The 13,440-nt window shown below is 71.0% G+C and carries 10 protein-coding genes; 2 read left to right on the top strand and 8 right to left on the bottom strand.

Annotated features, from left to right (window positions below):
• Positions 1–16: 16 nt before the first annotated feature.
• The 3 genes from dmpG to JYA75_RS22455 are packed head-to-tail and all read right to left on the bottom strand — an operon-like array spanning position 17 to position 2,840.
• Complete coding sequence (gene dmpG / locus JYA75_RS22465; RefSeq protein WP_050034942.1) at positions 17–1,042, bottom strand: 4-hydroxy-2-oxovalerate aldolase; 1,026 nt, start codon at positions 1,040–1,042, stop codon at positions 17–19.
• The gene (locus JYA75_RS22460; protein ID WP_203329380.1) at positions 1,039–2,016 is read right to left on the bottom strand and encodes an acetaldehyde dehydrogenase (acetylating); all 978 of its coding nucleotides are present in this window, start codon (positions 2,014–2,016) and stop codon (positions 1,039–1,041) included. The genes dmpG and JYA75_RS22460 overlap by 4 nt, the downstream gene beginning before the upstream one ends.
• Positions 2,013–2,840: a fumarylacetoacetate hydrolase family protein gene (locus JYA75_RS22455; RefSeq protein ID WP_203329379.1), complete on the bottom strand. Its 828-nt coding sequence runs from the start codon at positions 2,838–2,840 to the stop codon at positions 2,013–2,015. Before JYA75_RS22455 ends, JYA75_RS22460 begins: the two co-directional genes overlap by 4 nt.
• A gap of 171 nt (positions 2,841–3,011) precedes the next feature.
• Here JYA75_RS22455 and JYA75_RS22450 point away from each other — a divergent pair, with 171 nt between their 5' ends.
• Together JYA75_RS22450 and JYA75_RS22445 are read left to right on the top strand one after the other, a co-directional pair.
• Complete coding sequence (locus JYA75_RS22450) at positions 3,012–3,794, top strand: IclR family transcriptional regulator (RefSeq protein WP_231385879.1); 783 nt, start codon at positions 3,012–3,014, stop codon at positions 3,792–3,794.
• Positions 3,795–3,911: 117 nt separating this feature from the next.
• Positions 3,912–4,871, top strand: coding sequence for a DUF1214 domain-containing protein (locus JYA75_RS22445; RefSeq protein ID WP_203329378.1), 960 nt, complete (start codon positions 3,912–3,914; stop codon positions 4,869–4,871).
• Positions 4,872–4,980: 109 nt separating this feature from the next.
• Here the strand turns inward: JYA75_RS22445 and JYA75_RS22440 are convergent, their stop codons facing one another.
• The 5 genes from JYA75_RS22440 to JYA75_RS22420 all read right to left on the bottom strand — a co-directional run bounded on the left by JYA75_RS22440 (position 4,981) and on the right by JYA75_RS22420 (position 13,360).
• Positions 4,981–6,471: a stealth family protein gene (locus JYA75_RS22440; RefSeq protein ID WP_203329377.1), complete on the bottom strand. Its 1,491-nt coding sequence runs from the start codon at positions 6,469–6,471 to the stop codon at positions 4,981–4,983.
• 337 nt (positions 6,472–6,808) lie between these two features.
• Positions 6,809–7,945: a DUF3322 domain-containing protein gene (locus JYA75_RS22435; RefSeq protein WP_203329376.1), complete on the bottom strand. Its 1,137-nt coding sequence runs from the start codon at positions 7,943–7,945 to the stop codon at positions 6,809–6,811.
• A complete protein-coding gene (locus JYA75_RS22430; protein ID WP_203329375.1) occupies positions 7,942–11,250 on the bottom strand; it encodes an ATP-binding protein in 3,309 nt (1,102 codons plus the stop codon). The genes JYA75_RS22435 and JYA75_RS22430 overlap by 4 nt, the downstream gene beginning before the upstream one ends.
• Positions 11,247–11,852, bottom strand: a complete 606-nt coding sequence (locus tag JYA75_RS22425; protein WP_040275769.1) for a DUF4194 domain-containing protein — start codon at positions 11,850–11,852, stop codon at positions 11,247–11,249. The genes JYA75_RS22430 and JYA75_RS22425 overlap by 4 nt, the downstream gene beginning before the upstream one ends.
• Positions 11,849–13,360, bottom strand: coding sequence for a DUF3375 domain-containing protein (locus JYA75_RS22420; protein ID WP_203329374.1), 1,512 nt, complete (start codon positions 13,358–13,360; stop codon positions 11,849–11,851). Before JYA75_RS22420 ends, JYA75_RS22425 begins: the two co-directional genes overlap by 4 nt.
• Positions 13,361–13,440: the final 80 nt, after the last annotated feature.

Genomic DNA, 13,440 nt, shown 5'->3' with positions numbered 1-13,440 from the left:
GTATGCGGATCCCAGGTCACGCTGGGCTGCCGGCACGTTCCCCCAGCAGGTCGAGGGCGATGTCGACGATCATGTCCTCCTGCCCGCCGACGAGCGCGCGCCGCCCGACCTCGAGCAGGAGGGTGCGCACGTCGATGCCGTAACGCTCGGAGGCTGCCTCCGCGTGGCGGAGGAACGAGGAGTACACGCCGGCGTAGCCGAGGGTGAGGGTCTCGCGGTCCACCCGGACCGGCCGATCCTGAAGCGGCCGGACCAGGTCGTCGGCGGCGTCCTGCAGCGCGAACAGGTCGCTGCCGTGGGTCCAGCCCTGCAGGTCGGCGACGGCGACGAACGCCTCGAGCGGGCAGTTGCCGGCCCCGGCGCCGTGTCCGGCCAGGGAGGCATCGACACGAGTGACACCTTCCTCGACGGCGACCACGGAGTTCGCCACCGACAACGACAGATTCTCGTGGGCGTGGATACCGATCTCGGTGCCCGGGTCGAGCACGCTCCGGTAGGCCCGAACCCGTTCGCGTACCCCGTCCATGGTCAGACGACCGCCGGAGTCGGTGACGTAGACGCAGTGCGCGCCGTAGGACTCCATCAACTTCGCCTGTCGCGCCAGCTCGGCGGGCGGTGCCATGTGGCTCATCATGAGGAATCCGGAGACGTCCATGCCCAGCTCGCGGGCCGTCGCGATGTGCTGGGCCGAGACGTCCGCCTCGGTGCAGTGGGTGGCCACGCGCACCGAGCGGACCCCGAGCCGGTAGGCGTGCTCGAGTTCGCGGATCGTGCCGATCCCGGGCAGAAGCAGCGTGGTGAGGCGCGCCCGGGACACGTTCGCAGCCGCGGCCTCGATCCACTCCCAGTCGGTGTGGCTGCCCGGTCCGTAGTTGAGGCTGCCCCCGGCCAGTCCGTCGCCGTGGGCGACCTCGATGGCGTCGACACCGGCCGCGTCCAGCGCGGCCACGATACGGCCCACGTCGTCCGGGGTGATGCGGTGCCGAACGGCGTGCATCCCGTCCCGGAGCGTGACGTCCTGGATGAACAGTTCGGTCGTCATCGGGTGGTCTCCAGTTCTGCCGCGCGCGCGGTGTCCGTCTCGGCGGCGGCCTCCGCGAACCGCAGGGCAGCCGAGGTCATGATGTCGAGATTGCCCGCGTACGCGGGCAGGTAGTGGGCGGCACCCTCGACCTCGAGGAATACCGACACCTGGTGGGTGGGTGTGGCCGGGGCGCCGTCGGCGAGCAGGGTATGCACCGGTTGCCCCTGCGGAACCGGGGTGATCTGCACCCGCTGCTTGAGCCGGTAGCCCGGCACGTAGGCGGCGACGTCGGCGACCATCCGCTCGATCGACTCCCGGACGGCGTCGTGCACGACTGCGCTCGGCTCGGAGATCAGGCAGAACACGGTGTCCCGCATGATCAGCGGCGGCTCGGCAGGGTTCAGGACGATCACCGCCTTACCCCGGGCCGCGCCGCCGACCGACTCGATCGCGTGCGCCGTCGTCTCGGTGAACTCGTCGATGTTCGCGCGGGTGCCGGGTCCGGCGGACTTCGACGCGATGGACGCGACGATCTCGGCGTAGGCGACGGGCGTGACGCGCGAGACCGCCGCCACGACGGGGATGGTTGCCTGCCCACCGCAGGTGACCATGTTGACGTTCGGGGCGTGCCGGTGTGCGTCGAGGTTGACGGCCGGAACGACGAACGGGCCGATCGCTGCGGGCGTGAGGTCGATCAGCCGCTTGCCGTAGGGTTCGAGCGCGCGGGCGTTGGCCCGGTGCGCCTGTGCCGACGTCGCGTCGAACACGAAGCCGATCTCGTCGAAGTTCGGCAGGCCGATCAGGCCCGCCACGCCGTCGGCGGTGGTGGGGACACCCAGCCGGCGGGCGCGGGCCAGGCCGTCCGACTCCGGGTCGATGCCGACCATGGCGCCCATCTCGAGATTGGTCGAGTTCCGGATCACCTTGATCATCAGGTCGGTGCCGATGTTGCCGGAGCCGATGACGGCCACCTGTGTTCTGCGGGTGCTCATGTGTGGTCCTCCTCGGTGAAGGTCGCGGTCACCGAACCGAGTCCGGTGATGTCCGCGGTGACGGTGGAGCCGGGGTGGACGGGCGCCATCGGCCCGAGAGCCCCGGACAGGACGATCTGCCCGGTGCGGAGCGGTTCACCGAACCGGCGGGCGGTGTCGGCGAGCCACGCCAGGGCCCGCAGCGGGTCGCCCAGGCAGGCCGCGCCGTTCCCGGTGGACACCGCCGCGCCGTCGACACGCATCGCCATCTCGGTGTCGACCGGTTCGAACTCGTCGAGCCCGCGGCGCCGGGTGCCGAGGACGAACAGCCCGGACGAGGCATTGTCGGCGACCGTGTCCCCGAAGGTGATGTCCCAGCCTGCGATCCGGCTGTCGACGATCTCGAGGGCGGCGACGGCGTAGTCGACGCTGTCGCGGATGCGCCGGTCGTCGAGCGGGCCGTCGGCGAGGTCCTGCCCGAGCACGAAGGCGATCTCCGCCTCGACCTTCGGTTGCAGCAGGCGGTGGAAGGGCACGGGTTCGTCCTCGGTGTACTGCATGTCGTCGAACAGGACACCGAAGTCGGGCCGGTCCACGCCGAGTTGCCGCTGGACCGCCGGTGACGTGAGCCCGATCTTGCGACCGACCACACGAGCGCCGGCGGCCGTGCGTGCCGCGTTCAGTTTCGTCTGGACCGCGTAGGCGCGCTCGATATCGGAGCTGCCGATGAGGTTACGCACCGGCGGGCACGGTGAGTGGGTGCGCACCGCGTGGTCGATCCGGACGAAGGCCGCGTGTACAGCCGGATCGTCCGTCGCGGCGCCGCCGGAGGGCGGAGCCGGCATGTGGTCGGTTCCTGGGGAGGGGGTCATGGCGGTCCCGGAAGGTCGAAGGGAATTGGTCTGCCCACTGTCGCCGGGCGAGCCGGCATCCGGCCAGGAAAGTGTTCGACTCAGTGGAACGTACAGTGGCTGGTGACCCGAATCGCCAGGTCACCGGACGAAAGGGGGAATGCGGTGCACACTCCCAGCGACGTGCAGATCGACCCGAACACCGTGCTCGGCAAGGTCGTCACCGTGCTGTATGCGTTCACCGTCGACGACCACGGGCTCAGCCTCGCGGAACTCGGCCGGCGCACCGGCATCCCCAAGGGCACCCTGCACCGGCTGGTCTCCGACCTCGTCAAGGTGCGCCTTCTCGACCGCACCCAGGCCGGCTACCGGCTGAGCGGGCAACTGTTCGAACTCGGAATGCGGGCGTCCACCGAACGCAGCCTGATCGAGGTCGCAACCCCGTTCATGGAGGACCTGTACGAGCGGACGCACGAGACGGTGCACCTCGGCATCCTCGAGGGCACCGAAGTGGTCTACATCTCCAAGATCGGGGGACACCGGCAGGCCCGCTCCCCGTCCCGTCTCGGCGGCCGAATGCCGCTGCACTGCACGGCCATCGGAAAGGCCCTCCTCGCCTACTCCGATCCGGAGATCCTCGAGAGGGTGCTCGCCGAGCCACTCGAACGGCGCACCCCGAAGACGCTGTCCGGGCCCGGACTGCTGCGCGCACAGCTCGAACGCATCGTCGACGAGGGGGTCGCGTACGAACGCGAGGAATCCGCGATGGGCATCACCTGCGTCGCTGCGCCGGTACTCGACCCGGACGACCGGCCGATCGCGGCCCTCAGTGTCACCGGTCCCGTGGCCCGCTTCCATCCCGAGCGGCACGCCACGTCGGTGCGCGCGGCCGCGGCCGGCGTCGCCGCCACCCTCGCGCGCCGCGCGCGGATGTCGGAGCCGGAATGAGACGGGCCGCACCGTGCCCGGCGGCCGGCCCGGCAGTTCCGGTAGGGAACCCCGGTCCGTCGCGGAGGCGGACGAATCGGACAGCGCGTGGGGTGTTCGTCGTCTAGGCTGCCGCGCATGACATCGATTCCGGTGAATGTGGACAACTTCGTTCGCGCGGAGACGGATCGGATGTTTCTCGACCTTCAGCGGGACGCCGGGGGCATCAATGTGCTCCGGCACAACCGGGAGCCCGCCTCGGTCGAGCAGCAGACGGTGATCCGGATGAACCGCGACACCCTGTACAGCCTCGCGATCGTCGACACCTCGGAGGGCGCGACCCTCACCATCCCCGACGGCGGTCGGCGGTACCTGTCCGTGATGGTGGTCGACCAGGACCACCATGTCGATCGGATCCTCCACGACCCGGGAGAGCACAGGCTCACCGCCGACGAGTTCCCGACACCGTACGTCGCCGTCGCGGTGCGGATTCTCGTCGATCCTGCCGATCCGGACGACGTCCGCACCGTGGTCTCGCTCCAGGACCGGTTCCGTCTCGACGCCGGCTCGTCGACGCCGTTCGCGGCGCCCGACTACGACCGTGCGAGCTTCGACGCGACGCGGGAGGCGCTGCTGGCGCTGGCACGAGGACTGACCGGCTTCGACCGGATGTTCGGTGCCAGGCACGCGGTCGACCCGGTCCGGCACCTGATCGGCACCGCCGCCGGCTGGGGCGGCCTGCCGACCACGGAGGCCGCCTACATCGGCGTCGATCCGGGACTGCCGGTCGGCGAGTACGAGCTGACCGTCCGCGATGTGCCCGTCGACGGCTTCTGGTCCGTCTCGGTCTACAACGCCGAGGGCTTCTTCGAGCCGAACGAGCGCCACGCCTACAGCATCAACAACCTCACCGGCGTGCCCAACGAGGACGGCTCGATCACCGTCCGTTTCGGTGGCGGCGACGAGGCGGACCGTGCCAATTGCCTTCCCGTCACGGAGGGGTGGAACTACCTCGTTCGCCTGTATCGCCCGCGTGCGGAGGTCCTCGACGGAAGCTGGGTGTTTCCCGCCCTCGCCCCGTCATCGAACGGGCGGTGAGCGTCGACGTCGGCCCGGCTCCGTCCCCGAGTTCGCGTTCCACCGCGACCGGGCCGCCCCGCGTACAGCGGGACGGCCCGGTGCGTCCGACGGGACTACGCCGCGCAGGTCACGCCCGCCCCGGGTGGTCCGTCTCCCACGGCGCCGGGATCGGGTAGTACCGCTCCAGGAATTGGGTGACCTTGGCCGTCCGCAGCTCGAGGTCGACCTCGGGGACGCTGCCGTCGTTGAGGCAGAAGAAGTCCATCTTCCGCTTCGCCAGCAGCGTGTCCAGCTCGCGCAGACCCGATTTCATCGTCGTGTCGACGTACCGCATGCGGGCCGTCGTCTGCTGCACCGCCCGGCCGGTCATCAGCGCGTAGTAGTGGTAGAACGAGTTCGTCACCGAGATGTTCTCCGCGGCCCGGAACGTGCTCGCCGCCGTCGCGGCGAACTCGTCCGCGAACTCCCGCTCCATCTCCGCCATGATGCTCTTGCGCAGCGGCACCGGCGTGTGTTCGAGGTGCCGGGTGATCGTCACCCCGAACCGGTCCTCGAGCAGCCGGCGATTCACGCGCGCCGCGTTCTCGAAACCACTGCGCTTCTTGTGGTTCCGGCCCAGCCCGATCCGGGTGTCCGCCTCGATGAACTTCGTGACCCCGCCGGCGGAGAAAAACACCTGCGGGTCCACCGGGCAGCCGAAGAACATGTCGTCGTTCGAGTACAGGAAGTGCTCGGACAGACCCGGGATGTGGTGCAGCTGGCACTCGACGGCCTGCGAATTGTGGGTGGGCAGCACCGACGGGTCGGCGAAGAACTCCTCGCTGCGCACGAACGTGACCTGCTCGTCGTCGGCCAGCCAGTCCGGTCGCTCCGAGTCGGTCGCGACGAAGATCCGCCGGATCCACGGCGCATACATATGTACGGAGCGCAGCGCGTACTTCAGCTCGTTGATCTGCCGGAAGCGGGCGGGGGAGTCGTCGCCCTCGCCCACCACGTAGTTCTGCATGCGCTTGGCGCGCTCGGCCTGCCACTCCTTCGACGAGCCGTCCACCCACGAGAACACCAGGTCGATCTCGAACGGGACGTCCGACGGATGGGTCGCGAACATCCCCTCGATCGTCGGCCACGTCTGCCCGTAGCGCTCGACGGTGGTGCGGGTGACCTCCTCCCGCGGCACGCTGCGCCGGGTCAGGGCGTTCTCCTTCGGCAGGAGGATCTCGTCGTCGGTGTGCGACCACAGCTCGATCTGCACCCCGTTCGACGCCCCGTACCGCAGCCCACTGGTCAGCTCGACTCGCGGCCGGAACAGGCGGAACGCCCGCGCCTTGGAACTGTGGGAGAGCCGGCCGTCGGCGACGAGCACCGGACGGCGCCGCTTGGCGCCGACCGTCTTGGAGTAGAACGGTTCGTCGGTGCACGCGACGACCAGCGCGGCACGCAGCTCCTTGCGGTCGGCCCAGTCCACCGCCAGCACCGGGCGCGCGCCGTCGCCGCGGACCAGCAGATAGTCGATGCCGGCGTCGTCGAGGACCCGGCGCACGAAGTGCAGATCCTCGAGCATCGCCTCGTGCGGCGTGGTCGTCGAGATGGGGATCGCGTAGCGATCCCGGAACCACACGATGTCCGGGTGGCCGTGCAGCCGGGGTCGCTCGGACGCGAGCGGGGGAGCATCTCCGACGCTGTGGGGCAGGGAGACGAGGTGAACGGTATGGGGGGCCGGCGAGTGCGTCGGAGTGCTCCTTTCCTGTGAAGGGATTTCCCGGGAAAGATCCCGGGAACGAGAAAGTTTGATTCTAGTTCACTATTGCCACTTCAGGCACATCATGAGGGCGGAGGTGGGGAGCATCTCCGGAACCGGCGGCCGTGCGGGGTTCACTCTCAGGACTGCGGGCTCGTCGAGGCTCAGCCGACGTCGGTCGGCCCGATCCATTCGGGGTACTGCGGGGCGCTCGCGCCTACAGCGCCTCGAGATGGGCGACGACGTACGGCCACGGGATCCGCTCCTGTTCGAGCCGTATGCCTTGGGCACGCACCACCGCGAGCGCGTCGCGTTCCGGCCCGGTCAGGTGCGCGGGTGCGTGCGGTGCAGGCGACGCCTCGGGCACGGCGAGTTCGCGCCACCGCTCGACGGTGCCCCGGTCCATGAGCAGGCTGCGCACGTGCGGGAGGCGGCCGCGGAGCCGGTCGAGGATCGCGAAGCCGTGCGTGTCCAGATCGCCCCAGTACACGACGTCGGAGGCGGCGAGCCACGGCACGTCCGCCAGCTCGTGTACCGCGTAGCCGCCGCCGTGCACCGCCACCGTCGCCGGCAGCTCCGGCAGCGCGTGCAGGCCCTCCTTGTTCTCCAGGATCAGGGTGCGGGCCGGCGTCACCGGCAGTGCCGCCAGCTCGTCGAGCGACGTCGCGAAGATCCGGGGCGCCGCCGCCAGCAGCGCCCGATCGCACACGGCCACCTCGCACATCCGCGGCAGCGACCGCACCCCCAGGGCGCGGTCGCCGCGCACGCCGTCGAGCAGCGTCTCCACCAGACCGCGATGCCGCGACACCCATTTGGTGTCGACGCCGGGCACCGGCAGCTGGCGGATGAACAGCCCCGACGACGGATGCTCGGCCAGCCAGCGCACGGCCGCGACGAGCCGCGCGAAGTCCGGCTCCTCCAGCTCCAGCCAGCGGGCATGCGTCGCGGCGATCGCGGTCGCGAGCGTCGCGGTGCCGGGGCCGAGTCCGTCGAGCAGGCGCGCCTGCCGTTCGGTGAGGCTGCGCCACTCGGGTGCTCGTGCGGCCGCGGCGGCGATCTCGGTCGCGCCCGAAAGCACCAGGCGCATCGGCACTTCCTGCGTGCCGAAGCTCGGCCAGCGCCGCGTCTCCCACTCGACCCGTCCGGCACCCGGATAACCGTGCCAGGCGCGCACCCACGCCACGACGGCGTCGGGATCCTGCGCGACCCGCCGCTCGGACGGCGGATGCAGCGCAATGGACAGCGAATCCGATTCGGCCGCAGCGGGATCGGTGATCCATCGGGTGCGACGGCTGCGGTACGCGGCCTGGGCCTTGCCGGCGACCGCGGACGGCGGCACGCACAGTGCGCTCACGTGCCGTCCTCGCCGGCGTCGCGGATCGGCAACAGTGCGATCTGCGAGTAGCGCTTGTCGCGGATGCTCACCGCGGCCACGCCGTCGATGTAGTCGTCGAGGGTCTGCAGCAGCTTGAGCGGGGTGGCGAGCACCATGTGGAACCCGAACTGGGTGAACACGTCCAGCGCCCGCCGCGTGTACGCGGGGTCGGCGCGGTCGAATGCCTCGTCGAGGATCACGGTGCCGTAGCGCGGCAACTCCTCGCCGGCGGCGGCCAGCTGATAGCGCAGCGCGGCCGCGAGGCAGAAGAACACCAGCTTCTGCGCCTGCCCACCCGACAGGCCGGAACTCGAGTCGTGATAGTTGGCGTCGTTGCCCTCCGGGTCGACCTCCACCCCGATGAATCCGACGTGCAGGCGGGTGTCGAGCACGAGGCGCTTCCACCGCAGGTCGGCGGGCTCGCCGGAGTCGAGCCGTTCGAGCACCGCCGCCATCTGTTCGAACCGCCGCTCCGCCGCGGCCCGGTCCTCCTCCTTCCACGCGCCGCTCGTGATCTGCAGCAGCTCCGCCAGGAACTCCGACGCGGCGGGGGAGCGCCGGTCCTTGACGTCGATGCGCAGGATCCGGTCGGTGTCGAACGGCGAGCGGCGCAGCGATTCGTTCACCGGCTCGATGCGCGAGCGGATCTCGCCCGGCGCCTTACGGATCGCGCGCGCCAGCTCCCCGATGTTGCGGTGCGACTGCTCGCGCAGCAGCCGGAAGAACTCGTCCTCGTAGGCGGGCAGGCCGTCGCTGCGCAGCCGGGCGAGCACGGCGAGGGCGTCGTCGACGTACTCGGCCTCGGAGCGCATCTCGGCGCGCCGCGCCTCCCACTCGGCGAGGTAGCCGGTGAGGATGGCGGTGATGCGGCGCTCGGCGTCCGCGGTGTCGCGCTGCGCGGACCGCATCTCCTCGTTGATCGCGCGACCCACGGTGCTCAGGGCCCGGTCGATGTTGTCGACGGTGACGCGACGGACCGCCGCGGCGAACCGGGCTCGGATGCGCGCGACGATCGGGTCGGGCACCGCGGTGCCGGCGTGGGCCTGCGCCTCGTCGAGCCGCGCCTGCACCCGGGTCAGCTCGTCCCGGTGCTGTTCGAGCTTGGCCAGCGCCGCGGTGTGCGCCTGCCGGGCGGCGCGTTCCTCGCTCTCGGCGCGAGCCAGATCCGCGGTGAGCGTGGCGTATTCGGTGTTGCCCTGCATCCACTCGCGCAGCCGCTCCTCGATCGCGTCCACCGCGCTGCCCGCCGCCGCGACATCGACGTCGGCCCACGCGGACTCGCGGATCACCGCGGCGGCCTGCCGGCGCTGCTGGATCGCGGACTCGGCGCGTTCGAGCGCCTCCTGCCGCCGTTGCAGCGCGTCGACGTCGGTCTCGGCGTCGCCGATGCGCCGGCGCAGGTCGGCGAGCTTGGCCTCGTTGTCGAAGCCGAGGACCCAGCGGCTGCGGTCGTCGATGCGCCGCCGGTCGTCCTTCTCGTGCCGGTCGCCGCCGTGCTTGACCTGCCCGGCCCGGGTCACGCCCCGCGGGACGCGGCGCAGGTCGTCGGCGGTGTCGACGCACGCGTAGTCGAAGCGGTCCGCCAGCTGGTGGTGCAACCACGCGGCGAGCGGGCCGGGGCGCACCTCGAGCTTGCGGACGAGCGAGCCGTCGGCGGTGGTGGGTGCGTCCGGCGCGCCGACGCCCGTGCGGACCCGCCGGTACACGAGGCGGGCGCCGAGATGGTGTGCGTCGACGGCGGCGGCCACCCGCGGATACAGCTCGTCGGGCACCAGCAGGGTGCGCCCGAATCCGCCCAGGACCCGCTCGATCGGACCCGTCCACTCGGCGTGCTCGGCGCGCACCGCGATCAGCTCGCCCGCGAAGTGCAGGGCGTCCTCACCGAGTCCGGCCGCCGAGCACACCAGTTCCCGGGCGCGCAGCAGGTCGGGATCGAGGTTCGAGCGGCGCCGGGCCAGGACCTCCCGGTCGGCGATCAGTGCGCGGATCGTCTTCCGGCGTTCGGCGAGCGCACCGGCCACCTCGTACAGTTCGGCCTTACGCGTGTCGGCGGTCGCGTCGAGCTCGCGCAGTTCCCGCCCGAGCTGGGCCTGCAGATGCGCGAAGTCGTCCGCGGTGGCCGGTGTCTCCGCCTCCCATTGAGTGAGGGCGACGTCGAACCGTCTGCGTTGCCGGGTGATTCGTTCGAGTGCGGTCTCGGCGGTCTCCTTGTGCACGCGGAGGGTTGCGAGCCGGCCGTCGCCGGCGCTCTCGGCGCGCACCCGCAGATCGAGGGTGCGTTCGCCGGCGCGGTCGGCCTCGTCGGCGGTCTTGTCCGCGGCGGCCTGCAGCAGACCGGTCTGCGCGCGCGTCTCCTCGAGCCTGTCGCTGAGCAGGTCCACCGTCATCCGGGCGTGCACCGCGTCGAGGTGATCGGTCTCGTCCTGCAGGTCGCGCTGCGACTGCAGCCCGGTGCGACGGGCGTCGGCCAGCGCGACGAGCGGCTCGAGCGTCTCGACCTGGCGGCGGGCGTCGACGACGACGCGATGCGCCTCGCGCAGCTCGCGGAACTGGGTCGTGGCCCGCTCGGCCATCGCGAACGTCGGCGGCTCGTCGAGCATGTAGTCGCGCAGCAATTGGTCGAGGCTGTTCAGGCTCTTCGCGGACAGCGTGCGGTGCAGCAGCCGCTGCGCGGCCTCCGACGAGATGCCGAGCTTGGACCGGAACGCGCGGGCGAACGGTGCGTAGCTGGGGTTCACGACCGCGTCCGGCCAGCGCTTGCGGATGCCCCGGGTGTCGATTCCCCGCGTGACGAACGGTTCGAGGTCGGTCAGCTCCACGTCCACGTCGAGGATCAGGTGCAGGTGCGAGATCTCGTTGTTGGCGTTGGCGCCCCGGCGCAGGTGCATGAGCTTGACCAGGGTCACCGGGGCCGTGCCGTCGGCGGCGTCGTATGTCAGTGCGACCGCGCTCCACGTCGCGCCGGTGCGCAGATACGAGGCGGTGAGCGCGTCGGTGTCGGCGTCGGCCTCGCGCCGCCACGCGCCGCGGATGTAGCTGACGAAGTTGCGGCCCGACCCGGCCGCCGACTCCTGCGCGGCCGCGTTGAACCGCACGCTGCCGCCCGGCATGAGCACCGTCGAGATCGCGTCGATGAGCGTCGACTTGCCCGAGCCGGACGCCCCGGTGATGAGAAAACCCTTGCGGGCCACGGGAATGTCGTGATGCCCGTGCAAAGTGCCCCAGTTGACCACCTGCACCCGCGCGAGCCGGAACTGGCCGGGGTGGATGGGAGCGGCGCTCACGGCGCGTCCTCCTCGACGATGCGCCGGAACTCGGCCTCGACGGCGGCGACCTGATCGGCGTCGAACAACTGCCGCAACACCGGAGAGACCTCCATCCGGCCCTCCGTGGACGTCGACGCCAGCAGCGTGTACTTCTTCAGCTTCTCCCACGACGCGTTGACCCGTTTGCGGAAGCCGGCCGGATCGGTGCTCGTCGCCGCGCGGTACATCTCCAGCTGCCCGGCGACCTCGTCGAAATCGACGATCACCCGCTCGCCCGGCTGGGCGCGCAGCAGCCGGTGCCGCAACGCCAGCAGCATCACGGTGTCCATGAACGTGAGGCGCTCGGTGCGCAGCACCGTCGGGGCCTTGTGGTCGCCCGTGTCGGCGGGGCGGGTGAACGCGAGCTGATCGTCCTCGTCGACGACGAGATCGAGGAACACGTCCGCGAGCCGGGACCGCAGCACCCGCTCGTCGCGGATCACCGTCCGCCACACCTCCGGGTGCTTGTCGGCGGTGACGAGCGGTCCCTTGAGGAGTTGCACCAGCGCGCGGCGGGTGTCGAGGTCGAGTTCGCCGGTGTCGCCCGGATACAGCCCGGTGCGGGTGGTCGATTCGGTCATGACGCGTCCTCGGTGATGCGGGCGGTGAACTCGGTGTCGGTCGGGTCGAACAGGTGCCGGCGCACCGTTGCGACGCGGGTCGCGCCCGACGGGGACGTCCACGCGATCTCCTCGGTGCCGTCGACGCGGTGACCGTGCTCCGCGGCGAGCACCAGCAGACCCACCGCGCTGGCCAGACCCTGCGTGGCGGGATGATCGCGCAACACGTCGCCGATCGTGGCGCTGCCGCGGGAACGCAGCGTGGCGGCGACATTGCCGGCCAGCTCGTCCATGTCGATCTCCGATTCACGGACGATGCGGCGCAGCTCCGCCAGGTCCACCTCGCCGACCGGCTGCGTCACCACCGGCTCGGCCACCAGGTCGTCGGCCGGGTTGTGCAGCCGCAGCGCCGCCACCGAGTCGATGCCCATGCCGACCCGCACCAGCTCGAGGTCCAGCAGATCGTATGGTTTGCGGCGCTGCGCCACCTGCAGGGCCTGCTGCTGGGCCGAGCGCAGGAGCCGCTGCAGACGCCGGTGCTCCTCGTAGTGGCGGGACTGCACGAAGTGCCGCAGCGAACGCGACAGCGACGTCATCGTCGCGTGCACCTCGCCGCCGGCGTCCTCCATCTCGGTGAGCAGGGTGCGGAACCGGTTGCGTTGCTCGGTGGTGAGCTGCTGCGCGAACGGGCGTTGCAGCACCGCCTCGATCCAGTCGTCGAGCTGCGACGACCGCTCCGGATCGATGATCATGTCGTAGAAGCCGGCGAAGCTGCGGCCGGCGTCGGAATTACCAATCAGATCGACCCCGCGGAACACCTCGCCGAGGGTGTCGCCGCGGTCGCCCTCGTCGTCGAGGATCCGGGCCCGCAGCTCCCGGTTGAGCGCTTCCAGCTCGGCGCGCACCCGCGCGAAATCGCCCGGGATCTCCCCGGCCAGCGCCAGGATCTCCGCGGACCGTTCCACCGCGCGGTTCCCGTCCAGCACGGGAAAGTCACCGGATTCGACGGCGGCGATCTGCCGGTCCAACTCGTCGCGCTCGGCCCGCAACGCCGCCAGGCGGCTCTCGCTGCGTGGGTCCGAGTCCCGCGCCAGCGCCTGGAGCTGGCTCGACAGGGTGGTCAGCCGCGACTCGGTGACCGAGCTGGTGGCGGTCGTCAGGCCCGCGACGAACGTGAGTGCGGCGAACGTCGCCTCCGTCGGCTCGAGTGTCTCCTCGCGGGTGTCGGCGCTCGCGCGGCGCAGCAGGAAGCCCGCGCGCACCCAGTCCGCACAGTAGGCCTGACCGGTGCGCGGCAGCTCGAAGCCCTCGTCGCGCAGTTCCTGCAGGTCCGCATCGAGGCGGGCGAACAGCTCCGGGGCCGGCAGCCGTCGCGTGCCGCGGTCGAAGTGCCGGCCCAGCAACGCCAGCACCGCGGCCGCATTGTCCGACCGCAGCAGCGCCCACGCCGGGTGCTCCTGACGCAGGCGCGCCAGGCGGTGCAGGTCGGCGGTCGACACGACGCTCCCTCCGGTGTCGGGTTCGACCATGCTGACACATGGGGGCGACAGCGTCGCGGGCGTGGCCTGCCGAACGCACGTGGATTCAAGCTCGGTGTCCGGGCTCGAAT

Source organism: Rhodococcus sp. PSBB066 (genome assembly GCF_017068255.1).
Classification (GTDB): Bacteria; Actinomycetota; Actinomycetes; order Mycobacteriales; family Mycobacteriaceae; genus Rhodococcus; species Rhodococcus aetherivorans.
Note: the sequence above shows the minus strand (reverse complement) of the source record. Positions and strands in the feature narration are given on the sequence as shown.